This is a genomic window from Bartonella sp. TT121SHDZB (assembly GCF_042193415.1).
Taxonomy (GTDB): domain Bacteria; phylum Pseudomonadota; class Alphaproteobacteria; order Rhizobiales; family Rhizobiaceae; genus Bartonella.
Genome location: NZ_JBHILR010000006.1, coordinates 1 through 23,246 on the forward strand (window position 1 = coordinate 1; position 23,246 = coordinate 23,246).

The 23,246-nt window shown below is 36.8% G+C and carries 18 protein-coding genes and 1 pseudogene; 1 reads left to right on the forward strand and 18 read right to left on the reverse strand.

The window, feature by feature from the left end:
- Positions 1-1,123: 1,123 nt before the first annotated feature.
- The 16 genes from ACFIKI_RS04845 to gshB all read right to left on the reverse strand — a co-directional run bounded on the left by ACFIKI_RS04845 (position 1,124) and on the right by gshB (position 20,468).
- Entirely contained in the window at positions 1,124-2,005 is an 882-nt protein-coding gene (locus ACFIKI_RS04845) for an outer membrane protein (protein ID WP_375665998.1), read from the reverse strand.
- 182 nt (positions 2,006-2,187) lie between these two features.
- Positions 2,188-2,412, reverse strand: a complete 225-nt coding sequence (locus ACFIKI_RS04850; protein ID WP_375660864.1) for an outer membrane protein — start codon at positions 2,410-2,412, stop codon at positions 2,188-2,190.
- Entirely contained in the window at positions 2,364-2,564 is a 201-nt protein-coding gene (locus ACFIKI_RS04855) for a hypothetical protein (RefSeq protein ID WP_375660865.1), read from the reverse strand. The genes ACFIKI_RS04850 and ACFIKI_RS04855 overlap by 49 nt, the downstream gene beginning before the upstream one ends.
- A gap of 818 nt (positions 2,565-3,382) precedes the next feature.
- Positions 3,383-4,219 carry a porin gene (locus ACFIKI_RS04860; RefSeq protein WP_375666001.1) on the reverse strand — a complete coding sequence of 279 codons (837 nt, stop codon included), beginning with the start codon at positions 4,217-4,219 and terminating at the stop codon, positions 3,383-3,385.
- A 337-nt stretch (positions 4,220-4,556) separates the two neighbouring features.
- A complete protein-coding gene (locus ACFIKI_RS04865) occupies positions 4,557-5,390 on the reverse strand; it encodes an outer membrane protein (protein ID WP_375666003.1) in 834 nt (277 codons plus the stop codon).
- Positions 5,391-7,901: 2,511 nt separating this feature from the next.
- Positions 7,902-8,522: a ribonuclease D gene (locus ACFIKI_RS04870; RefSeq protein WP_375666005.1), complete on the reverse strand. Its 621-nt coding sequence runs from the start codon at positions 8,520-8,522 to the stop codon at positions 7,902-7,904.
- Positions 8,515-9,909, reverse strand: a complete 1,395-nt coding sequence (locus tag ACFIKI_RS04875) for a dipeptidase (protein ID WP_375666008.1) — start codon at positions 9,907-9,909, stop codon at positions 8,515-8,517. The genes ACFIKI_RS04870 and ACFIKI_RS04875 overlap by 8 nt, the downstream gene beginning before the upstream one ends.
- A gap of 92 nt (positions 9,910-10,001) precedes the next feature.
- Positions 10,002-10,877 carry a bifunctional DNA-formamidopyrimidine glycosylase/DNA-(apurinic or apyrimidinic site) lyase gene (mutM, locus tag ACFIKI_RS04880; RefSeq protein ID WP_375666010.1) on the reverse strand — a complete coding sequence of 292 codons (876 nt, stop codon included), beginning with the start codon at positions 10,875-10,877 and terminating at the stop codon, positions 10,002-10,004.
- Positions 10,878-11,149: 272 nt separating this feature from the next.
- Positions 11,150-12,397: an aminopeptidase gene (locus ACFIKI_RS04885; RefSeq protein WP_375666012.1), complete on the reverse strand. Its 1,248-nt coding sequence runs from the start codon at positions 12,395-12,397 to the stop codon at positions 11,150-11,152.
- A 177-nt stretch (positions 12,398-12,574) separates the two neighbouring features.
- Entirely contained in the window at positions 12,575-13,411 is an 837-nt protein-coding gene (locus ACFIKI_RS04890) for a cell wall hydrolase (protein ID WP_375666014.1), read from the reverse strand.
- Positions 13,412-13,961: 550 nt separating this feature from the next.
- On the reverse strand, positions 13,962-14,684 hold the full coding sequence (gene phoU / locus ACFIKI_RS04895) for a phosphate signaling complex protein PhoU (protein WP_375666016.1): 723 nt from the start codon (positions 14,682-14,684) through the stop codon (positions 13,962-13,964).
- Positions 14,685-14,705: 21 nt separating this feature from the next.
- Entirely contained in the window at positions 14,706-15,464 is a 759-nt protein-coding gene (pstB, locus tag ACFIKI_RS04900; protein ID WP_375666018.1) for a phosphate ABC transporter ATP-binding protein PstB, read from the reverse strand.
- 51 nt (positions 15,465-15,515) lie between these two features.
- On the reverse strand, positions 15,516-16,808 hold the full coding sequence (gene pstA, locus ACFIKI_RS04905; RefSeq protein ID WP_375666020.1) for a phosphate ABC transporter permease PstA: 1,293 nt from the start codon (positions 16,806-16,808) through the stop codon (positions 15,516-15,518).
- Positions 16,805-18,265, reverse strand: coding sequence for a phosphate ABC transporter permease subunit PstC (gene pstC, locus ACFIKI_RS04910; RefSeq protein ID WP_375666023.1), 1,461 nt, complete (start codon positions 18,263-18,265; stop codon positions 16,805-16,807). The genes pstA and pstC overlap by 4 nt, the downstream gene beginning before the upstream one ends.
- A 75-nt stretch (positions 18,266-18,340) precedes the next feature.
- The gene (locus tag ACFIKI_RS04915; RefSeq protein ID WP_375666025.1) at positions 18,341-19,387 is read right to left on the reverse strand and encodes a PstS family phosphate ABC transporter substrate-binding protein; all 1,047 of its coding nucleotides are present in this window, start codon (positions 19,385-19,387) and stop codon (positions 18,341-18,343) included.
- Between the two features lie 133 nt (positions 19,388-19,520).
- The gene (gene gshB, locus ACFIKI_RS04920; protein WP_375623072.1) at positions 19,521-20,468 is read right to left on the reverse strand and encodes a glutathione synthase; all 948 of its coding nucleotides are present in this window, start codon (positions 20,466-20,468) and stop codon (positions 19,521-19,523) included.
- A gap of 87 nt (positions 20,469-20,555) precedes the next feature.
- On the opposite strand from gshB, the gene ACFIKI_RS04925 reads away from it, so the two are divergent.
- Positions 20,556-21,350: a molybdopterin-synthase adenylyltransferase MoeB gene (locus ACFIKI_RS04925; protein ID WP_375623070.1), complete on the forward strand. Its 795-nt coding sequence runs from the start codon at positions 20,556-20,558 to the stop codon at positions 21,348-21,350.
- 337 nt (positions 21,351-21,687) lie between these two features.
- Here ACFIKI_RS04925 and ACFIKI_RS04930 read toward each other — a convergent pair.
- Together ACFIKI_RS04930 and ACFIKI_RS04935 are read right to left on the reverse strand one after the other, a co-directional pair.
- A pseudogene (locus tag ACFIKI_RS04930) lies at positions 21,688-21,906 on the reverse strand (Arm DNA-binding domain-containing protein); the annotation flags it as partial.
- A 725-nt stretch (positions 21,907-22,631) separates the two neighbouring features.
- Positions 22,632-23,207, reverse strand: a complete 576-nt coding sequence (locus tag ACFIKI_RS04935; RefSeq protein ID WP_375666027.1) for a c-type cytochrome — start codon at positions 23,205-23,207, stop codon at positions 22,632-22,634.
- Between the last annotated feature and the right edge of the window lie 39 nt (positions 23,208-23,246).

The window sequence follows — 23,246 nt, forward strand, 5'->3', positions numbered from 1 at the left end:
CCGTTCTTAAAGACTAGCCTGCAATCTATTCATTAAAAGGCTTTTCATTTCATAAGATATAGCGTTTTGAATTTCATGACCTTTATTTCCTACCTCGGTAAAAAAATACCGTGGTTATAAAATCAATCTTGTCTTTAAATCCTTTGTGCAATCTTTATGAATTAAACCTATAAGCTTATGACAGGTTCAAACAGTTAATTTCTTTAATGCTATTTTAGAGGTTTTTCCCAATTTTGGGAAAAATTATATGATCTCTGTTTTCTATAAATGCGTATCTTTTGGTACAATTTATCTTATAACAGTTTCAAACGATTACCCTCTTATAGGTAATAAGATATTGCTATAGCATTTTTAGATTTTACGCTTCTCAATTTTGAAAACTGTAATTTTATGTTTTTATCATGTGATTAACAAACCAATTATTAAAACAAGATGTGTTCTTTAAACGTATGTTATCGATAATTCCAAACGACTAAATTTTTAAACAATGCGATTTTGAGTGATAAAAACGTATCATAAAATTTATGAACTGTTATGAATGATAGCTGCTTTTCATTTCATTTGAATGCACCCATGCGTTATAATATTTACATCATGATTTGCTTTTTATGGTCTATTCATACATGGCAATCTTATATAAAAAATGGTCAAATGAATCACGTATAAAAATGTGGATTCATATAAAATAATTACAATCAACCTATTGACTTTATTGTGTTTTTTATGATAGTATGTCGCTTCATTTAGGTTGTATTCCCGTTTCAGAACTTACTCTAACAGATGTATGTAGTATGCTCGCTCTAATCTAGCATATAAAAATAAACTAAAGTTCGTCACTGGTTATGATCTTGTCCTATTTCTGAGATTAATTGAATACTTTATCACTTAAACGTAAAATGATAGCCGTGATATAAGATTTTATGTAATAAGTAGTTATAAAATCGATACATACTATTAATTAGCCTTTTAGAATATAAAACTTTTTTAAAGCCTTATAATACAAAATGATACCAATAAAAAATAGACGAGATTAAGAGAAATAAAATAAAGGCCCCGTTAAACGAGGCCTTAATATCTTTTTGTGCTTATAATTTCTTGTGCTTATAATTTCATTTTTACGAAATTAGAATTTGTAAGCGACACCTACACGAAAGTCATTGGTTTTGTAGTTGAATTCACGTGTATCGTTTGCGAATTTCTTTTTACCAAAATCGGAGTAACGGTATTCTGCACGTAAAAGAACGTTGTCTGTCATTGCAAAGTCAACTCCACCACCAATAGTGAAACCAACCATTGTCTTCGTATCATCAACCCAAGTACCACCAGTCAAATCTACATTTTGCTTAACTGGTAGGTTTTCAACCACATCAGCTTTCTGCTCAACTTTAACTCTCTCTCCTTTTCCTGTAACTGATTGAATGCCCTGTACCTGCGCATAGGCAATACCACCAGCAACATAAAGCATAATACGATCAACAGCAGCAAAACCGATACGAACGCGTGTAGCGCCAGACCATTTTTCTTTGTAAGTGTGCTTTTCCGCTACCTTGTCACCTATTTCAAACCGTTGCTGATCTTTTAATTCAACCTTAGCTTTTTCAAGGGAAGCATTAAAATCTGCTGCATTTTTTTCAGTAAGAGTCAATTCACGAACTGTTTTTGATTCTTCACGGCCCGCCCAAACTGCATCGGTTTCAACACCTAGAATGAGACCATTTCCAAGGTCTACATTAGACCCTGCATAAATACCACCCATGAAACCAGAAGGACTAGGTGTGTTATCTTTTTTGAAAAGCTCTTTGTCTGCTCCTGGAATAGTTACTTTAGTTTTACTCGAAAAGTTACCAACTTGACCACCAAGATAAAAGCCTGTCCAAGAAAACGAAGAGGCTGCTGCGATAACTGCTGGGGCTGTTTCACGAGGGATCACCACGTCAGCAGCTTGTGCTGCAGAAGCTGAAATTAAAGCGGCAATAGAAGTTGCTATTAAAGATTTTGTATTCATAATTTTGCTCCTAAATTAACTATAAAATGACCTTACAAGATTATAGATAGAAAAGCTGTAGTAAAAATGTCACAGTCGTACAAATAAAAGCCCAGAAAACAGCGCTTTTGTAAAAGTCAATATCTTTTGGAAATTTAATTTTTTATTAATACTTTTTATTCATAATTGCACTTTTAATGAAATTAGAACTTGTAAGCGATACCTACGTGAAAGTCATTGGTTGTGTAGCCTAGTTTAAGGTAATACTTTTTATATTCCTTCTTACCAAAGTCTGAGTAACGGTACTCCGCACGAAGCAGAACATGATCTGTCATCGCGAAATCTATACCACCACCAAGGGTGAAACCCTCCATCGTTTTTATTTTATCAAATACTGTAGCAGAAACTTCTTTACTTGGCTTACCCATTTGCCAATTTTGTTTGTTCCTGAAACTTTACCAACACCCTGTATTTGCGCATAAGCAATACCATCAGCCACATAAGGCATAATACTGTCAGCGACGGAAAAACCAACACGAACCCGTGTTGCACCAGACCATTTTCTTTGAAACCAATGCAATACACTGCTGTGTCAACCTTTTGAAACTTTTCATTTTCATCCAATGTGACACCAGCATCTTTAAATTCATCATTAAAATCATCAAATTCATCAATCGCAAGAATCTTTGAGACCGTCTTCGTCTCTCCTCAGTCTGCCCAGACTGCATCGGTTTCAACACTTAGAATGAGGACATTTCAAAGATATACGTTGGAACCTAAAATAAATACCACCTATGAAACCTGAAGGCTTAGGTAGTGCATCTTTATCTGAAGTTTTTTTCTTTTGTCTCTAAATCAAATACATAAACTTTGACTTGAAAAGTTGCCAACTTGACCACCAAGATAAAAACATGTCTAAAAAAACGAAAGAGCTATGATAACTGTTGGAGCTTTTTTACGAGGAATGACAATATCAGCAGCTTGTGCCGCAGAAGCTGTAGTCATAGCGATAACAAACGTTGTTACTGAAGATTTTATATTCGTAAACTTTGCTCCTCATTTATTTACGAGCACAGTATTATACGACTACAAAAAAAAACGCTGTAGTAAAATGATACAATCATAGGAAACGAAAGCTGACGCAAGATAAAGTCATTTCATAACTTCACGTTTCACAAGAAATTGTAAGTTATGAATACGTATAATTCATTGATTTTACCGCGTAATTATTGCCTGTCGTTTATAAAAATCTTTTTAAGGCAATCTGAAGAATATATTTTACACCGCCAATAAATATGGGATGTGTGATAATATAACAATAGAAAAATAACAGAGGCTCCGTCTTTGACAGAGCCTCATGATGTTTCATTTTGTCTTCATCATTTCATTTTTACGAAATTAGAATTTGTAAGCAACACCTACACGGAAATCATTGGTTTTGTAAGCTATTTTATCCCCGTCCTTTACAAATGCTTTTTTACCAAAGTCTGAGTAACGGTATTCTGCACGCAACAGAACATTGTCTGTCATTGCAAAGTCAATACCACCACCTACAGTGAAACCAACCATCGTTTTCGTTTCATCAAACACTTTAGCAGAAGCGATTTCGGCACCATCAGCTCCTTCCGCCTTAAGAGAATCGACTATCTGCAGCTGCGTATAAGCAATACCACCAGCAACATAAGGCATAATGCGATCAACGGCTGCAAAACCAACACGAACGCGTGTTGCACCAGACCATTTTTCTTTTAAAGAGGTGCTATCTACACGTTTGTCAGTCGCCGCGATACCAGCAATAGTTTTTCCTGTAGCAGGTGTAGCTTTCGCTGCTATAAGCTCATCTTTGAAAGCATCAAGGCCAATTGCTCCAATGACTGCTGAATGCGCTTTTGAATCTTCGCGGTCAGCCCAGACGGCATCAGTTTCAACACCTAGAATGAGGCCATTTCCAAGATCCACGTTAGAACCTACATAAATACCCCCCATGAAACCAGAAGGCTTAGGTGTCCAGTCTTTATCTGTAATTTTCTTTTTTGTTTCTGAATCATATGCATCAACTTTACCTGAAAAGTTACCAACTTGACCACCGATATAAAAGCCTGTCCAAGAAAATGAAGGGGCTGCTGCGATGACTGCTGGGGCTGTTTCATGAGGGATGACAACATCAGCAGCTTGTGCTGCAGAAGCTGCCGCTATAGCGATAACAGAAGTTGTTACTAAAGATTTTATATTCATAAACTTTGCTCCTAATTTATTTATGAGCACAGTGCTACAAGATTAAACGAAGAAAAGCTGTAGTAAAAATGATACAGTCACAGAAAATGGAGGACACATCCCAGACAAAATCGCTTCATAGCTTGATTGTGTACGAGAAATTACAAACTGTATATATAAATAACTTATTGATTTTTAAATGTAATTTTTGTTTGTTGTCTATGAATTTTTTTAAGAAAATCTGAATAATATCTTTTCACATCCACAATAAATTATGTATTATGTGATAATATAGCAACAAAGAATAACAGAGGCTCGGTCAAAGACAGAGCCTCTTCGTTATTTAACTTACCATCTATTAAAATTTGTAAGCAACACCAACTCGGAAATCATTGGTTTTGTAAGATGTCTCATATTTGTCATTTGAGAATTTCTTTTTACCAAAATCAGAGTAACGATATTCCGCACGGACAATAACGTTATTGGTCATTGCTAAATCAACACCAGCACCAAGCGTGTAACCAACAAGGGTCTTTGTTTCATCAGACAGAGTACCAGAAGCTATTACTTTATCTGAATCTTTCCCTGTTATTGAAATCAATGCACTATCTTGAAGCTGTGTATAGGCGATACCACCAGCAACATAAGGCATAATGCGTTCAGCTGCAAAACCAATACGTACACGTGTCGCACCAGCCCACTTTTCTTTAAAAGTGAAACTGTGGGTTCGTTTAGCACCAGCTTCAAGTGCATCTTTACCAATATTAATTCCAGATTCTTTTAATATCTTCTTAATATAATTTATATGATCTTGAGCAATAACATATGTTTTTCCTGTCTTCGTATCATCTTTATTAGACCACATGATATCTGTATCAACACCTAAAATAAGGCCATTGCCGAGATCAACGTTGGAACCTGCGTAAAGACCACCCATGAAACCAGATAGTTTAGGCAAAAGGTCATCAGGCGCTGGAATCTTTTTTCCGTTACTGAGAATATCCATTTTCGTCTTACCCGAAAAACCACCAATCTGCCCCCCAACATAAAAACCTGTCCAAGAAAAAGTTGGAGCAACAATAACGGGAGCAACAGGTGTTGGACTGGGGGGAACAATAACATCTGCTGCTTGAGCTGCTGAAGCTGAAACAAAAGCGAAAGCAGAAGCTGTTATTAACCATTTCATATTCATATTTTCTCTCCATAGCTGAATATTTATTTGAACACATCATTTCATATAGAGCCCCATCTTCAGATATCTGTAGCAAAAATGATACACTTATAAAAAAAACAAAAAGCCAATCAAAGCACCCTTAATTGCTTGATCTGTAATAAATGAGAATTAAACTATGCCCATGCACAAATGATCCCTTTTTCCTCACATTTGCTCTCCTTTATAATTTTGCAAAAAATCTGTGTCACAGTATCCTCCGTGTAAAGCGTGTGCTATTGACATGAAAATATAATATATTGATTTATAATGAAAAAATATCTTTTATATTAATTCATCTGTAATATTGAAGATGCTCTTATCTTAAGCCTTTTTATATTAAAGAAACCATCCCCCCTGCACCTCACAAACGTGCAAGTGTGTGAATAAATAAAACTATTTAAAAGCTAGAATGGCTCCTATTAATATTCTCAATATTATAATAATGAAGACTGTTATAATATTGAGAGCAGCTAAATGTAACTGTTCCATTTAAATTCATACAAACAACGTTTTTAGCTTCATCCTTCGTATAACCAAATATGAATAGCTCTTTGATTATTTTTTCATCATTGCAAAGAATGCTTGTACCCCACAGAACAAGATCTCACTACCCCATGAACTGCAACAAGATTATATGCAATTTCATCACGCTTGCTCTTTGTTTTTAATTTAGGCATTTATTCCTTTTTGACATATTCAAAGCATATATTATACTTCTTGATGTTGTTTTTTCACTTTTTAAAAACTCATTGGACCTCGTGCAAATGGGTTTGGCCGTCCTCTTTTCCCTGGTCTTCTTTTAGGATAATGATCTCTTTTTTACCAGAATGTAACACAGGTACTAACTTAGCTGCTGTTATGCATTTGCTATTATTTGTGCAAAAAAGTTCTATCTGAAAAACTTCAGATAATAACTTGTGAAGCTGTTCAGCAGAAAAAAAACCTATTGGAGGAACTGTCGAAGATGCTCTCTGTACAAGGTTTTGAGACGCTAAAAAACTCGCACTCTGAGTGATAGAGATTGAAGCAAAAGTTGTAATAAAATATTTTATATTCATAAATTTAACCTCATTAAATATCCATAATGGATTTTATCTAGTGCCTTCATTGCAAATTTCCAGAGAAAAATAATATGTTTATAGATAAAAAGTGAAAATCCTTTAAAATAAAGCTTTGGAGAATTTTGCTTTTAAAATAAAAGAAAATTGCCTTGCTCTGCCAACATAGAAATTACTTATTGAGTAATAAATAAAGGCACGAAGTATCGTCTAAAAATAATAAACTATACGAATTTCACACCAACATATTGATTTATATATATAATCTATATTTCCCATATTGAATAAACCGCTCAAATATCAGAATATTATCTCATTTTAAACTTGTTCATTATACATTAAGCAAATTTATTCGCTTACACATCATAAATAAGGTTTGTATATGAATAAAAATTTTGAAAAAAGGAGAGATTCTTACGAGAATGCTTAAATACAAAAGCTATTGCAACATTTTGATTGAGTAAAAAGCGCTCTTGCTGACTTGTTTCTAGCAAACTTTTCTAGGAATCGTTCTTTGCATTGTTCAGTATAATCGTGGTTATCTTTATACATTAATCATATAATATATTGATTTATAATGATAGTTTATCATTATTCATATTGAATAAGAACCCTAAATACCATAAGATTCTCTCATTCCAAATCTTTTTCATGTTGAATCAATCAAAACCATTTGTTTGCACGTTATAAGTGGGGAAAGCTGTGTGGATAAAAAGACTAAAAATGCCTCTTATGAACCGTCTCAAGTGCTAAGGACTTACACAACATTGGGAATTGGCACAGTTGTGTGGATGGTAGCGGCTTGTTACTCCATAAGCATAAAGATGGTAGTGTTCAATAGATTTTATATCGGTATTGGAGGCTTTATCGTTATATCTTTTATGAGCGCCGCCGTAAAATGGACTTGGGTGCCGGTTTCTTTACAAAAAGCATATGAATTAGCAATACAAATATATTCCGTTTAGGGCGTTCTGTTTTACATGAAGAACGTAAATCCATTAAAAAACATAAGAAACAAAAGCATGAGGCAATGCGTAATCTCTATTATTTAACAGATATTGCTTTAAATACTTTTGAAAGTCATAAAGCAGAATTAAAAATGATGGTAAAGATGAGATTTGTTTTTTACATTTACACATTCATATTCTTCCCCAATTAGGCTGTATACCGATTTCAGAGATTTGAGTCTTCCAACCTACCGTATGTTTCCAGCCCCTCCTCAAAATTGCTTTGTTTCAAATAAAAGCTGTTACAAATACAAAAAAATATGAATTCGTTAATGTATTTTTATTGCCTAAACTTCAAATGAAATAGTACTTAAGAATTTATTATAAATCTTATCAGAAAAGATGAGAGGATAAATGCCCATAATGTACAAGCATTTTGTCCCCTCACATCAATAATTAACTCCATTTAAAAGCCAATTTTAAAGTTAGCTATGCGCAAAAATATCAACTTCCGCCCATCCTAAAAGATCAAGTCTAGCTCTCATAGGTAAAAATTGAAAGCATGCCTTGGCAACATTTTCTCGCTCTTCACGTCTTAAACGTTCTTCAAATATAACCTTTAAACGATGCAAATATAACACATCCGACGCAGCATATTCAATTTGTGCCTGTGATAACGTTTTTGCCGCCCAATCCGAAGATTGTTGCTGTTTAGAAATATTCACATTCAGCAATTCATTACAAATTTCTTTTAAGCCATGACGATCCGTATAAGTACGCGTGAGTCTAGAAGCAATTTTTGTACAAAAAACAGCTTCTGGCATAACACCAAATGTATGCGCCAAAATAGCAAGATCAAAACGCCCAAAATGAAATATTTTGGTGACCGCGTTATCTTCAAGAAGCTTGACCAAATTAGGTGCGCTCTTTTGTCCTTTAACAATTTGTATAATATCAGCAGTACCATCTCCAGAAGAAAGCTGCACAACACATAAACGATCACGATGCGGTTGTAACCCTAAAGTTTCGGTATCAATCGCAATAGCATCAGTTTTATAATTGTCTAAGTTTGGTAAATCACCTTGATGAACACGAATCTCAGCCATTTATCCTCCTATTTGCTAAAGCTGCAAGAATACGCGCCCAAGACCGCTGCCCTTTATGAAACGATTTTAAATTATACTTTTCATTGGGAGAATGAATACGATCATTATATAATGCAAATCCAACTAGAATAGATTCCATATCAAGAATTGACTGAAAATCTCCTACAACCGGAATTGATCCCCCCATAGCATCGAGTATAGCAAGATTGCTCCATTCTTGCGACAAAGCTTCTTTTGCGGCTTTGATAAAAGGTGAATCATAAGGAATTTGAATTGCAGAAGAACCACCATGCCCCTTAAATTCAACAGTACAATCAGCAGGAATAAGACTGCGCACATAACGACGGAAAGCTTGGCGTATCTTCTCTGGATCTTGCTTATGTACTAAACGAAAAGATACTTTCGCATTCGCTTGAGAAGCAATAACCGTTTTCATTCCTTCTCCTTCATAACCACCACTAATCCCATTAACTTCTGCTGTAGGACGTGCCCATACAAGTTCTAAAATGCTCCGTCCTTTTTCACCAACAGGAATGGAAAGTCCTATGGGACCAAGAAAATTTTCAGCAGTACAATTCAATGCATTCCATGACTGCAAAATCTCTGAAGGTGTTTCTTCAACCCCATCATAAAAACCTGGAAGCGTTACCCGACCATTGTCATCATGAAGTCCTGCTAAGATTTTCGTTAAAATATGAATAGGATTGGCAGCTGCCCCCCCATAAGCACCAGAGTGCAAATCACGATCGGCTGCCGTAATCGTAACCTCTTCTCCTAAAATACCCCGAAGAGCAATACAAACAGATGGTGTATCTGCGTTCCACATTGCTGTATCACAAACCAATGCACAATCAGCCTTAAGCTCATCCCTATTTTCTTTTAAAAAAGGAACAAGAGAAGGAGAACCACTTTCTTCTTCTCCCTCAAATAAAACAGTAACCTTAATGGGTAGCTGCCCCGTTTCTTTCTTAAATGCACGACATGCTTCAACAAAGGTCATGAGCTGACCTTTGTCATCAGAAGCACCACGAGCACAAATAACTTTTTCTCCATCTTTTTCTTTTAATGAAGGATTAAACGGATCATCTTCCCATAAATTCAATGGATCAACAGGTTGAACATCATAATGTCCATAAAATAACACATGCAGACAATCATCTGAAGGCCCTGGATGATGTCCAACAACCATTGGATGACCTGGTGTATCGCGCCGTGAAGCCTCAAAACCTATTGTTTTTAAATCTTCTACCAACCAATCAGCTGCTTTACGACATTCATCCTTATAAGCTAAGTCGGTAGAAATCGATTGGAAACGTAAAAGAGAAAAAAGGCGTTCAAGGCTCTTTTCCATATTCTCATCAAGATGTGTTAATACTTTATTCAGCATAAAAAAACCTCTCAAGCCTCGTATAGCGTATATTCGTATAATTGTAAGAATCTGACTTTAAGCCTCTTGTAGGATTTTGCAAGACACCTTATTCATTTTTGACACTGTGAGCAGTAAAAACTTGAGCGCCCAGCCTGTAAAATACGTATAATAGGCGTTCCACATTCCAAACATTCCTTTCCTTCTCGTCCATAAACTGAAAAAGCATGTTGAAAATAACCAAGTGAACCATCTATATGCATATAATCACGTAAAGAAGAGCCACCAGACAAAATGGCTTCAGAAATCACATTGCGTATATTTTGTGCTAAAGAATCTGCAAATTCACGTGCACGTGCCGTTTTTGATGCCAATGTAAATGCACCACGTTGTGGAGACAAACGACTCCGCCAAAGTGCTTCACAAACATAAATATTCCCAAGACCTGCAACAATAGACTGATCAAGTAAAACACCCTTGAGAGACATTCTTTTATTAACAAAAGCCTTTTGTAAATAACGACCAGAAAACGAATTACTCATAGGTTCAAGACCTAGCTTATTTAAAAGTGGATGTTCATAAAGCTTATCCGTATCGACTAAAAGCATAAACCCAAAGCGACGCACATCATTATAAATAAGACGATAAACGTCACCATTCTTTGTCTGAATATCCATGACAAAATGATCATGTTTAACTAATTTACTTGACGCTGAGCAAGTTTTTCTTAAAAAATCATTCTCTATACGCCATGAACCAGACATTCCTAAATGGCTTAAAATCGTTTCATCCTGAGAAAGATGAAATAATAAATATTTCGCACGCCGACCAAGTTCTATAATTGTTCTGCCAATAAGGCGCTCAGAAAAAGCCTCAGGAAAAGGAAAGCGCAAATCTCTACGATTAAGTTTGACAGATACTATTTTTGCATCAGTTACAACGGACTCAAGTCCACGACGAACTGTCTCTACTTCAGGAAGCTCAGGCATTACTCTTCTTTAATAATTATACACTTTCCAATCGGTATCACTGATAAATTGACTTCTTCCCCCCTCAAAAAACGAAGACTTCCTCTACATCTACTAAACAAATTCTTGATGAGTGGATTTTACTTGGATTCCTACTCATGTGAGTCATTCAACTAAAGGCTTTATGGTCAAGCCCTGCCTTGAATATATACCACACACTCTAAAATACTTAACGTATCAATGAGACTTACATCCCACCCCACCTCAAATGACGGTGTTTTATGGTAACAAAATTAAGCCCATTCACCCTTACGAAATACAGGAACTCTTACACCATCTTGGGTAATGCCATCTATGTCAATTTCACCAGAACCAATCATCCAGTCAATATGAATGATACTTTTATTCCCACCACGCGCTGCAATCTCTTCTGCTGTCAATGACGCTCCATCTAAAAAGCATTTGGAATAACACTGCCCTAAAGCAATATGACATGCAGCATTTTCATCAAATAAGGTATTATAAAAAAGGAGGTCACTCTTAGAAATTGGTGAAGAATGGGGCACAAGAGCAACTTCACCTAAGCGACTAGCCCCCTCATCACTTTGCAAAACCTGTTGCAAAACTTCCTGACCTGTTGATGCACGAGCCTCAACAATACGCCCTGCGTCAAAACGTACTTCAATATTATCAATCAGTGTTCCTTGATAAGACAGTGGCTTTGTTGAGCAAACAAAGCCTTCAACCTTATGAGCATGAGGAGTCGTGAAAACTTCTTCTGTCGGAATATTCGGATTGCAAATAACACCATTTTGAGCAATGGATGCACCACCATGCCATTCGTGATCATCTGCCAAACCAACAGTTAAATCAGTCCCTGGCCCTGTAAAGTGTAAGGCAGAAAAACGCTGCTCATTAAGCCAAGATGACCGTTTCTTCAAATGTGCATTATGGACAATCCACGCCTGCACCGGATCTTCTCCTGTAACACGTGAAGCAGAAAAAATTGCATCAGCTAATTTTTTAATCGCCTCATTAAGTGGTAAAGAAGGAAACATTGCCTCAGCCCATCCTGCTGTTGGATAAGCAACAATCGACCAATTCATAGCAAAATTTGATATTTGCTTGAGTGCCGGCTGGTAAGCTATTGAAGTGGCTTTATTTAAACGTGAAACCTTATCAAAATCCTGATTGGAAAGGAGCAAAGGATTATCACCAACAATCGCTAAACGCGCTGCCCCATTTTCAAAAGCCTTTGCCATTCCCTCATAGAGCCAAGAAGGGGCACAATCAAAACTAGCTGTATGGGCATTTTCAAACCGTGTAAGTGATAACATATCATCACTAAAAATTGGTGTAATGACACCAGCACCAACCTTATAAGCATGATATGCAATACGCCGAACAAAAGGTAACGCTGAAACTGGAGCAGTTAAAACAAGATCCTGCCCCTCTTGTAAATTCAACCCCACTTTCACTGTAATTTCTGCAAGACGATTAAGCATTTCAGGCGAAATTGTCTCATGAATATCAAAGTACATTACCAATACCCTTCTTTAAATAGAATGCGTTCTTTATGTCGTCATATTATAAATTGTTTTTCAGATCCTTTGAATTTACTTTCCTCACCTATATTTGTAAGTGTTATCATCGCCAAAGGATTTACTTAATTCATAAACCGCAAGGGATGATAAAACCCTTCTTTGGTCGTGCAAAAATTATCGGATTGTGTACCGCTTTTCTAACATTGCAACAATTGCATTTAACTGATCTGATGAAGGCAACGCCATAACCGATTTATTTTCCTCTTTCCTAGCTGGATGTTGAGGCGCATAGGCGGGAATGGGAACTTTATCAAGCTGTACCATCGCAAAAGACGTAGGATGGTCCGTCTTGGACTGTGCTACCTGTGTAGAAGAAGATATACTCTTTTCTGTTCTTATTTCTCTACTTTCTAAACTTTCATCTACAAAGCTTGGCGTATTACCAGAACGTTCTTGGGCAAAGGCATAAGCAACATCATAAGGGCGATTATTCGTAGGAATTTGAAGCGACCCATCACGTGATCGTTTTTCATAAAAAGCATTTCCCCCTGCAACCTGAACATAATGCATGTTTTTATACGGAAAAGACAAACCAGCGGTATGAAAAAACTTAGCGTTTTTAACTTTTTTATCTCGTTCACCCCGTAAAACAGCATCAGCCGCCTCTCTTACACGAGCAACAGATGCTTTTTCCGTCATAGGACGCGTTAAAACACCAGGAGCAAATTGCCTATATTGACCAACAACACCACAAATCGTCTTAGGATAGGCGGTTGAATTAACACGATTCATAACAACCGTCCCAACGGCAATCATCCCTTCACGGCTTGTGCGATTTGATTCAAAATACATCGCTCGCATAAGACATTGACGCTCTGTCAATGGATACGTAACCGTTTTTGTCTTATTATTATTAATTTTTCCAATATCTAAATGATTTGAAGCACATCCCACAACAACTAATGGCGCTACACAACAGGTAACAAAAACATTCCAACGATTTTTTTTCATCTTATGCAACACATTCCTATAATCTCTAAGCTATTCAAATTTTGAAATGAGCTTTAAATGTATCTCTCAATAAAGTACATAGCTAATTGTTACCACTCAGTAAAACTTTAATACAAGAGGTAATCAAAAAGTATCTATGCAAAATAAAAAATAAAAAACTCTTAATTTACAGATCGATATTGTTATTCTTCACGGTTCAATATAGGCCATAATAACCCAGACGTTTTAATTACAATAAAATAACACTATCCTCTTCTTCTACATACGAAAAAAATAATACAGATATCCCCTTTGAATATAAAATTTTAACAAAATGATCTGAAAGGAAATTCCCCTAGAAAACTCCCCTCCTGCCACAATACGAGTGATGGTATCATTCAATATACAAATATGTCAAATCAAGAGTTAGAAATCTACCATGCTTCTCTGAAAAAACTCTTTGTTGCTTCTTTGTGCTTTTCCATAAGATGGTTATCTTATTATTTCTATAGCTGCACTATACGAAAATACTCATATATCTACAAACTTATTTATACATATAAGAAAAATTTTAATTTATTTTCTTCTCACCTACCCCAACTTTATAAGTAAGGTCATCGCGAGGACGATCAGAGGACATATGGTAACCCGTTATGATATAATGCAACATTTCAGCAATATTAGTAACATGATCACCAATTCGTTCAATATTCTTTAAACAAAACAGTAAGTGCGTACAAACCGTAATATTGTGCATATCTTCCATCATATACGTCAAAAGTTCACGAAAAAGAGAAGTATACAAAGCATCAATCTTCTCATCACGCTCACGCACCGCGTCAACACGCTCTAATAAGCGACTCGTATAAGCATTTAAGACTTCTTTTAATTGATTGAGAGCTAAAGCTGTAATTGTTTCAAGCCCATGATAAAAGGAAGTAGATTGTCGTATTTCTGAAAGTGCAACAGTCCTCTTAGCAATGTTTTTGGCCATATCCCCAATCCGCTCAAGATCAGAAGAAATACGAATGGCTCCAATAATTTCACGCAAATCTACAGCCATCGGTTGACGTTTGCAAATAATAGCAACCGCTTTTTCATCAATGTCACGTTCTGCTTCATCTAAAAATACATCATCGGCAATCACTGTCGTTGCAAGTTGAAGATCACTACACACAACCGATGCAACAGAACGTTCAATCATCCTTTCTGCATGGCTCCCCATTTCTGTAATCCTTGCTTTTAAATATTTTAGTTCTGCATCATAAGAACGGACAGTATGATTCATAGACATATCTTATACTCCTCAATTCACCTATCCAAAACGTCCCGTAATATAATCTTGCGTCCGTTGTTCTTTTGGTGAGGTGAAGATCATTTCAGTCGCACCAACTTCTACCAAATGCCCTAAATGAAACATAGCTGTATATTGAGAAACACGTGCGGCCTGTTGCATGGAATGCGTTACGATAACAATTGTATAATTCTGCCTCAATGCATCAATAAGCTCTTCAATCCGTGCTGTCGCAATGGGATCAAGAGCCGAACAGGGCTCATCCATCAAAATAACTTCAGGACTAACCGCAATGGCGCGTGCAATACACAAACGCTGTTGTTGCCCTCCTGATAAACTTGTTCCAAGATCATGAAGTCGGTCTTTTACTTCTTCAAACAAACCTGCCTGCTTCAAACTCTTTTCAACCACATCATGCAATTCAGAACGCGTTTTAACTAAACCATGAATGCGTGGTCCATAAGCAACATTCTCAAATATAGATTTTGGAAAAGGACTAGGTTTTTGAAAAACCATTCCTACACGTGCACGCAATTCTACAACATCAATCCGTGTGTCATAAATATTCTCCCCATCTAAAGTAATAAGACCCGTTATTTTAGCGCCTTCAATCGTATCATTCATACGGTTAAAACAACGCAAAAAAGTCGACTTCCCGCATCCTGATGGACCTATCAAAGCCGTCACTTGATGTTCAGGAATATCAAGTGTAATACCATGGAGTGCTTCTTTGTCTCCATAAGAAACCTTCACATCCTGACCACGCATTTTAATTTTCATTATAAAAATTCACCTTACAAAAATCTTATCGAAGTTGTTATTTTATTAAAATTACTGGCGGCGTTCAAATCGTCGACGTAAAAAAACCGCAGAAATATTCATGATCGCCAAAAAAATCATTAATACAATAATAGCCCCCGACGTCTTTTCAACAAAAGCGCGCTCTGCTTCACCCGCCCACATAAAAATTTGAACAGGCAAAGCTGTTGCTGGATCCATGGGGGTCGTAGGAATATTAACAACAAAAGCAACCATTCCAATCAAAAGCAAAGGCGCAGTTTCACCCAAAGCCTGAGCTACTCCAATAATTGTGCCTGTCAAAATACCAGGTGCTGCTAAAGGAACAACATGATGAAAAATCATTTGTGTTTTTGATGCCCCCAACCCTAACGCTGCGGCACGAATAGAGAGAGGAACAGCACGCAAAGCAGAACGTGTCGCAATAATGATCGTGGGGAGTGTCATGAGCGCTAAAACAAGCCCACCAACCAAAGAAGCTGAACGTGGTAACCCCCAAAAATTAACAAAAACCGCGAGTCCTAAAAGACCAAATACAATCGAAGGAATAGCAGCAAGGTTATTGATATTAACTTCAATAAAATCTGTAAATTTATTTTTGCGTGCATATTCTTCCAAATAAAGAGCCGTCGCTATACCTATCGGGAGTGAAACCAATAAAACGATGCCTATCATATAAAGAGAACCAATGATCGCAACACCTAAGCCCGCAGTTTCAGGACGACTTGAAGCGCCAAATGTAAAAAAACCAACATTAAATGTTTTATAAAGCGTACCATCATGCGCTAAACGCTTTATCCATTCTACTTGTCGGTTAGAAACTTTACGATTTTTTTCTGCTACATGAAGATCAATCTGCCCCTTATAAGCAGAATCGATATCCGCAGCTGCCAAAACTTTGATTTTTTGTATTGTGCCAACCAGTTTTGGATTCTTTGTCACCATTTCACGAAGTTGAACACGGACGCCATTTGAAAACATACGATTAACATCCCGCAGAGAAGCTCGATCATTTTGATCGATATCAAGTTTCTTTGCTAAAGCATTGCGTACAAGAATCGGATAATTCGCCGTTATGAGAACCTGTGGATTTGTTTTACGTTGACCACCTGGATCAATGATCTTTTCATCCAAATAAATTGATAATGTCATTTGACTTTGAAAAAAAGCTGTATAACCTTGGCTAATAATAGAGCATAAAAGTGCAAATAAAAAAAACAAACCAATAAAAATGGCAATTAAACCATAGGCACGAAAACGACGTTCAGCCCAATGCCTACGCTTGAGGCTAATATTGCGATGAGGAAAAAGAATTTTTTCATTCATTCATATTGTTCCCGATATTTACGCACAATATAAAGAGCTAGAATATTCATCAAAAGTGTCATAACAAAGAGTGTCATTCCCAAGGCAAAAGCCACCAGAGTTTGTGGAGAGTTAAACTCAAAATCACCGGTTAATTGATTAACAATCTTAACAGTCATCGTGGTCATTGCTTCAAAAGGATTGAGCGTTAAGTTTGCAGCAACACCTGCCGCTAAAACCACAATCATTGTTTCTCCAATTGCACGCGATGCCGTCAACAAAATTGCTCCCATAATCCCTGGAAGCGCTGCAGGTATAACGACTTTCTTAATCGTTTCAGACTGTGTTGCTCCTAAACCATAAGAACCTTCACGTAAAATGCGTGGAACAGCTGTTATAACATCATCTGACAAAGAGGAAACAAAAGGAATTAACATAATTCCCATCACAACTCCAGCAGTCAAAACACTTTGCGCCATAATAAAACTAACCCCGTCTGAGAGAGAAGCAGAGAGATCACGTAAAAATGGTCCTACAACCTTCAAAGCAAAAAAACCATAAACAATCGTTGGAATACCAGCAAGAACTTCTAACAATGGCTTCACAATTGCTCGCAATCGCGAAGAAGCATACTCGGCCATATAAAGAGCTGAAAATAATCCTATAGGTACAGCAAAAAGCATGGCAACAAATGCAATATAAAGCGTACCAGCAAGAAGCGGTATTAAACCAAATTGTCCCACTTCATTGCTTGAATCGCTCGCAGAAAAACGTGGATCCCAAACCGTTCCTAAAAAGAAATTCGAAAAGGATACAGACTGAAAAAAGCTTATTGTCTGAAAAAACATAGAAAGTGCAATGGCTATTGTCGTCAAGATAGCAACGATAGAAGCACAAGCCAAGCCAATAATAATCAAAGATTCAACCTTATTACGCGCACGCTGATGAGGAGCAATTTGCATCATTCCACAGATAAAACCAAAGAACACAATAGCAAAAAGAAAACCATGACCAATAAACTGAAGCTTTTCAGAAGAAAATACCCACGACTGTGCTATTTTGAACACATCATCCGATGCTTCATCAGGTAAAATCAATCCCTTCGCGAGTAATTGTGCCTGCACTTCCTTATAGGAAGCGCTAGAAAGATTCCCCTCAAAGCGATGAATCTTTTTGACGAGACTTCGAAGTGTCTCCCAAAGTAGATCGTGATTTACAGGCTCTGTTACATGCGCACTATACGCCTCAAGCTCTCGAGAGGCATTATATTCTAAATAAATTGTACTCCCCGCATCCCAAACAATTAAAAAAATAAAAGCTGGAATAACAGTAATCAAAAATGTCCACCAGCCATAATAATACGCACGAGAATGCATTTTATGTTGTCTATCTTCAAGAAAGCGTGCTCGCATATAAGAAATACAAAAGCCACAAAATCCAAGAGTCAATAACAGTAAAACAATGAAGGAAATGCGCATTTTATCTTTCAGTTCTTATAAAAAATAGCACCAAAAACTCTTACTTTGAAAATCAAACAAATTATTCCCAGCCAATTATTTCAATGTCATTACTCGACCAGCAGAAAAATTAGAACGCTGTGCTTGACGTTCCTTTTCAGGAGAAACAATCAAACCATATTCAGCCAAAGGACCCTCTGGACCAATCATTTGATCAGAAAGAAAAAAATCAACATACTCTCGCAAACCTGAAATAATACCTAAATGTGCTTTCTTAATATAGAAAAAAAGCGGACGAGAAACTGGATATTGTCCACTAGAAATCGTCTCAACTGTTGGCGCAAAACCGTTAATATCGGCAACCTTTAGCCTATCGGCATTATTTTGATAAAAAGACAAACCAAAAATACCAACCCCTGTTTTATTAGAAGTTAGACGCGCAAATGTTTCAGAATAATCACCATCAATATCAACCGCTTTTCCATCCTTACGTACTGCAATACAAGCAGCGTATATTTCCTTATCATCCATCCCTAAAGACTTCATCGTCTCAACCGCTCCACTCTCTTTACAGCCTACAGCAAGTAATTTTTCTTCAAAAACTTCACGCGTTCCATGCTTCTCTCCAGGAATATACGCTGCTATCGTCCAGTCAGGAAGAGCACCATTAACTGCATTCCATCTCGAAACATTATTGGGCTGCAACTTTCCGTCTATAATAATTCGAGCCGCAAGGGCCTTATAAACATCTACTGGCTGTAATTTCCAATCAGGTCCCTTAATATCAGTTGCAAAAACAATGCCATCATACCCAATACGTATTTCCTCAACATCTTTTACACCAGCATCAAAACAAGACTGTAATTCACTCGGTTTCATTGCTCGCGAAGCATTAACAATATCAACAGTGTTCTCCCCAATACCACGGCAGAATTCCTTAATACCAGCTCCTGTTCCACCAGATTCGATAACAGGAACCTTAAAATGAGGATAAATTTCTCCAAATGTTTCAGCAACAATCTTTTGATAAGGTAAAACTGTAGATGAACCAGTAATCTGTATTTGATCGCGCGCATTGCCTCCATTTGCTGACAGCAGTAGCGCAAAAAACAATCCCACTCCAATTGATAACACTCTATTCATCTATAAGCTCCCTAAAAATTGAGGATAAAGCCTCTTAATTTATATCATACGGTCATTCTAGTTCACATTTGCAACATAACAAATATAAAAAAACAATATGGATCATTTTTTAAAACCATGTTTTTGTCCTCTGTCAAATAAATTCATTTGAACGCTTGAACTCAATAACATCCCAAAACAAATGAGCAACATCTGTACCGCAGAAGCGTTTAATTTCACGAATTCCTGTAGGAGACGTCACATTAATTTCTGTTATATAATCTCCAATCACATCAATCCCCACAAAAAGAAGACCGCGTTCCTTTAAAGCTGGACCAATGCGTTCACAAATCTCATAATCACGTTTTGTTAACTCAACATTTTCCGCGCGACCTCCAACATGCATATTAGAACGAACATCTGTTTCTGTCGGAATTCGATTAATAGCTCCAACAGGTGTACCATCAAGCAAAATAATCCTTTTATCTCCTTTTCGTACTGCCTCTAAATAGCGCTGAACAATAAACGGTTCGTGATAAATTTCTGCAAACATTTCCAACAATGATGCTAAATTGCGATCATCTTGTTTTAAATAAAAAATACCAGCGCCCCCATTTCCATAAAGTGGTTTAACAATAATATCGCCAAATGTCTCTCTAAAAGCTGTTATTTCTTCAATATCTTTGGTAATTAATGTTTCTGGCATCAGATCGGAAAATTCAGTAACAAAAATTTTTTCTGGACTGTTGCGTACCCATGCCGGATCATTCACAACGAGTGTTTTAGGATGAATACGTTCTAACAAATGAGTTGTTGTGATATAATTGAGATCAAAAGGTGGATCTTGGCGTAAAAGAACCACATCCATATCTGTTAATTCAGTGCGAACAGGCTTTTCTAATTGATAGTGGCTTCCCTCTTTATCATGTACAATCAATGGCTCTAGTCGTGCAATCACACAACCATTACACAGAGATAAACGATCTGGTGTATAATGGAAGAGAGAGTGTCCACGTTCTTGTGCTGCTAAAGCGAGTGCAAATGTCGTATCTCCTTGAATCCGAACTGTTGAAATATGATCCATCTGAATGGCAATTTTCATCAATAAATCCTCCCTATCCTAAAAGCAGACTGGTCTATGCACCATAAACTTAGTAAACAATAAAAAAACTATGACAAGAGAAAATTTATGACACAAGAAACAGATATAAAATTAAACAACAAAGAAATCGAACGCTATGCACGCCATATCATTTTGCCTGAAATTGGTGGCGCAGGACAACAAAAGCTAAAAAAAGCACGCGTTCTTGTTGTGGGCGCCGGTGGTCTTGGTGCTTCTGTCTTAACCTATTTGGCTGCTGCAGGTGTTGGAACCCTTGGAATTGTCGATAACGACATCGTTTCACTTTCCAATTTACAACGCCAAGTTATTCATAAAACAAATGCAATAAACAAAAGCAAAACAGACAGTGCTGAAACCACTATAAAAGCAATAAATCCCCATGTTGTAGTTGAAAAACACACCCTACGCTTAGATAAAAGTAATGTGGATAAACTGCTCAATGCTTACCACATCATTGTTGATGGAAGTGATAATTTTACGACACGCTATCTTCTTGCTGATCACGCTGCCCAATGCAAAAAACCTTTAATAAGTGGTGCTGTAGAACGTTTTAATGGCTCATTAACCGTCCTTATGCCGTATAAAGACAATAATCCTCACTATCGCGATTTATTTCCCACCCCTCCAGCTCACGGGACTATCCCAACATGCGCTGAAACTGGAATCATCGGTGTTTTACCTGGCGTTATTGGGACCCTACAAGCAATGGAAGTTATTAAAATGATCACAAACATCGGAGAGCCATTAGTAGGAAAGATTCTTCTCTATAATGGATTATTAGCGCAATTTAATGTTATTACCTATAAACGCTCAAATTATAAAGAAAATGCCATAGTTATTAAGAAGCTTGGAGAATCATGATGATGTCCCCTCTTCCACTAATTTTTAGCACTCTCGCAACATATATTGAAATACTAGTATTTTATCGCAAATCATCGAAACACTGTAACCCATGGAAACTATTAGATTTATCACAAATATGGAAAACCTTTTGTGAAAAAATAATTCTCTATAATGGATTATCGACATAATTTCATGTCATCGTCTATAAATGGACAGAGACTCATGCAAATGTAGCGGCCATCAGTGTTCTTGTGTAAAAAATTTTCGGCGTAGATAAAAATACAATCAGCGGAATTCTATTCAGCTATTTTACTATTCACACATAAAAATTGTTTCACATGGCAGTGCTTACTTCAGACTGCCATGGGTTTTCCAATTCACAGGTTTGTTTTAAAGAGACATGTCTTAAGGCACCCAAGCTCATTTCGCGGCGCCGACCGTGAATGGTATAACGATACAGCCATTGAGCACCTCCATCTTTACGCTTATGAAGAAGCAAACCGGCACCATCATTATATTTGCCAGCCCCCAATGTTGCGACAGATCTTGCATTAAGCCGATTCATCAGAATCATTTTTACTCCTTTCTTTTATAGTTTTTACCCACACGCTAGCCCCGCTTGTGACGTGCAAGCAAGTGATTTTGATTGATTCAAGATACACAGATTTGAAATGAGAGAATTCTACGTTATTCGGGGTTCTAATTCAATGTAAATAACGCTAAATTATAATTATAAATCAATGTCTTATACAGACAACAACCTATAAATAATCTAAGTCATATTTTAGCGACCGATACTATAAAAGGTCAATGATCTGTACCTACACCTCTAACCTTAAGAGAAAACGTCTATTCATCAAGCATCATAAAATGCAGCTTAGGATCATTGCACGTATAAGAACAATCAATTGTCTCTGTTCATAAAAAAATACATGGGGATTGATGTGTATAGAAGGATTAAGATAAACTTCATGGAGAGCTTTAATTACATAATTATTACATTCAGAAGCAGAAGATGCGGCTCATGAATTGATAATCCTTCAGCTATAATTTTACAGACAAGTATATGTAGAAAAAGTGAAGCCCACAAATCTTGAAAACCAATCCGCAGATGACAGCGTAAAGAGTGCATTTTTATAAAAGATCTCTTTAAAATAAGCGAGTAAACATGCAACGTTAAATGTGTTCTGTTTTACGTGAGGGGCGTTCCCCCCCTAACAAAACATCAATAAGAGCTCTTTTTATAAAACCGTGAAACTAAAATTACAAAAAAATCAGACTTCTTTCTAAAATTAACATCTATGGTATAAGTGAGTTTGGCTCGTTCGCTTTATTATTATCCGTTGGTAAAGGAACAGGATGATCGGACAAACTGCGTAAATAAAGCAAAAGATCGGCACGATCTTGGTCATTTTTAATTCCACGAAAAGACATAATGGTCCCAGGAAAAGCTTCACGTGGAGAATGTAGATAACGATCCAAAGTGATAAAATCCCATTTTTGGTCAGAATGCGCGCGCAATGCCCGTGAATATGCAAAACCTGCTGCTGATGCTAAAGGGCGATCAACAATCCCCCAAAGAACTGGACCAACACGCCCTGCTTCATTGCGTCCAGAAGTATGGCATATGGCACATTGGCGAAAAATTTTACGGCCATTTTCAAAATCACCTTGTTGAAGGCGGCTATTTAGTGATAGAGAAACATCAGGTGTTTTTTGTTTTTCTTGAAATATATCATTCTTGGCAACTGTATGATGATATTGGACTGATGTAGGATGATCGTAAATTATATTGCTAAGTGTGGAAATCCCCACAATAATGACCAGCACACATAAACAAGCACAAATAAAATAAATAAATCTCGGGCGATTCATAAAAACTCAAATGTTCACGGTTTCATTACCATTTTTAGT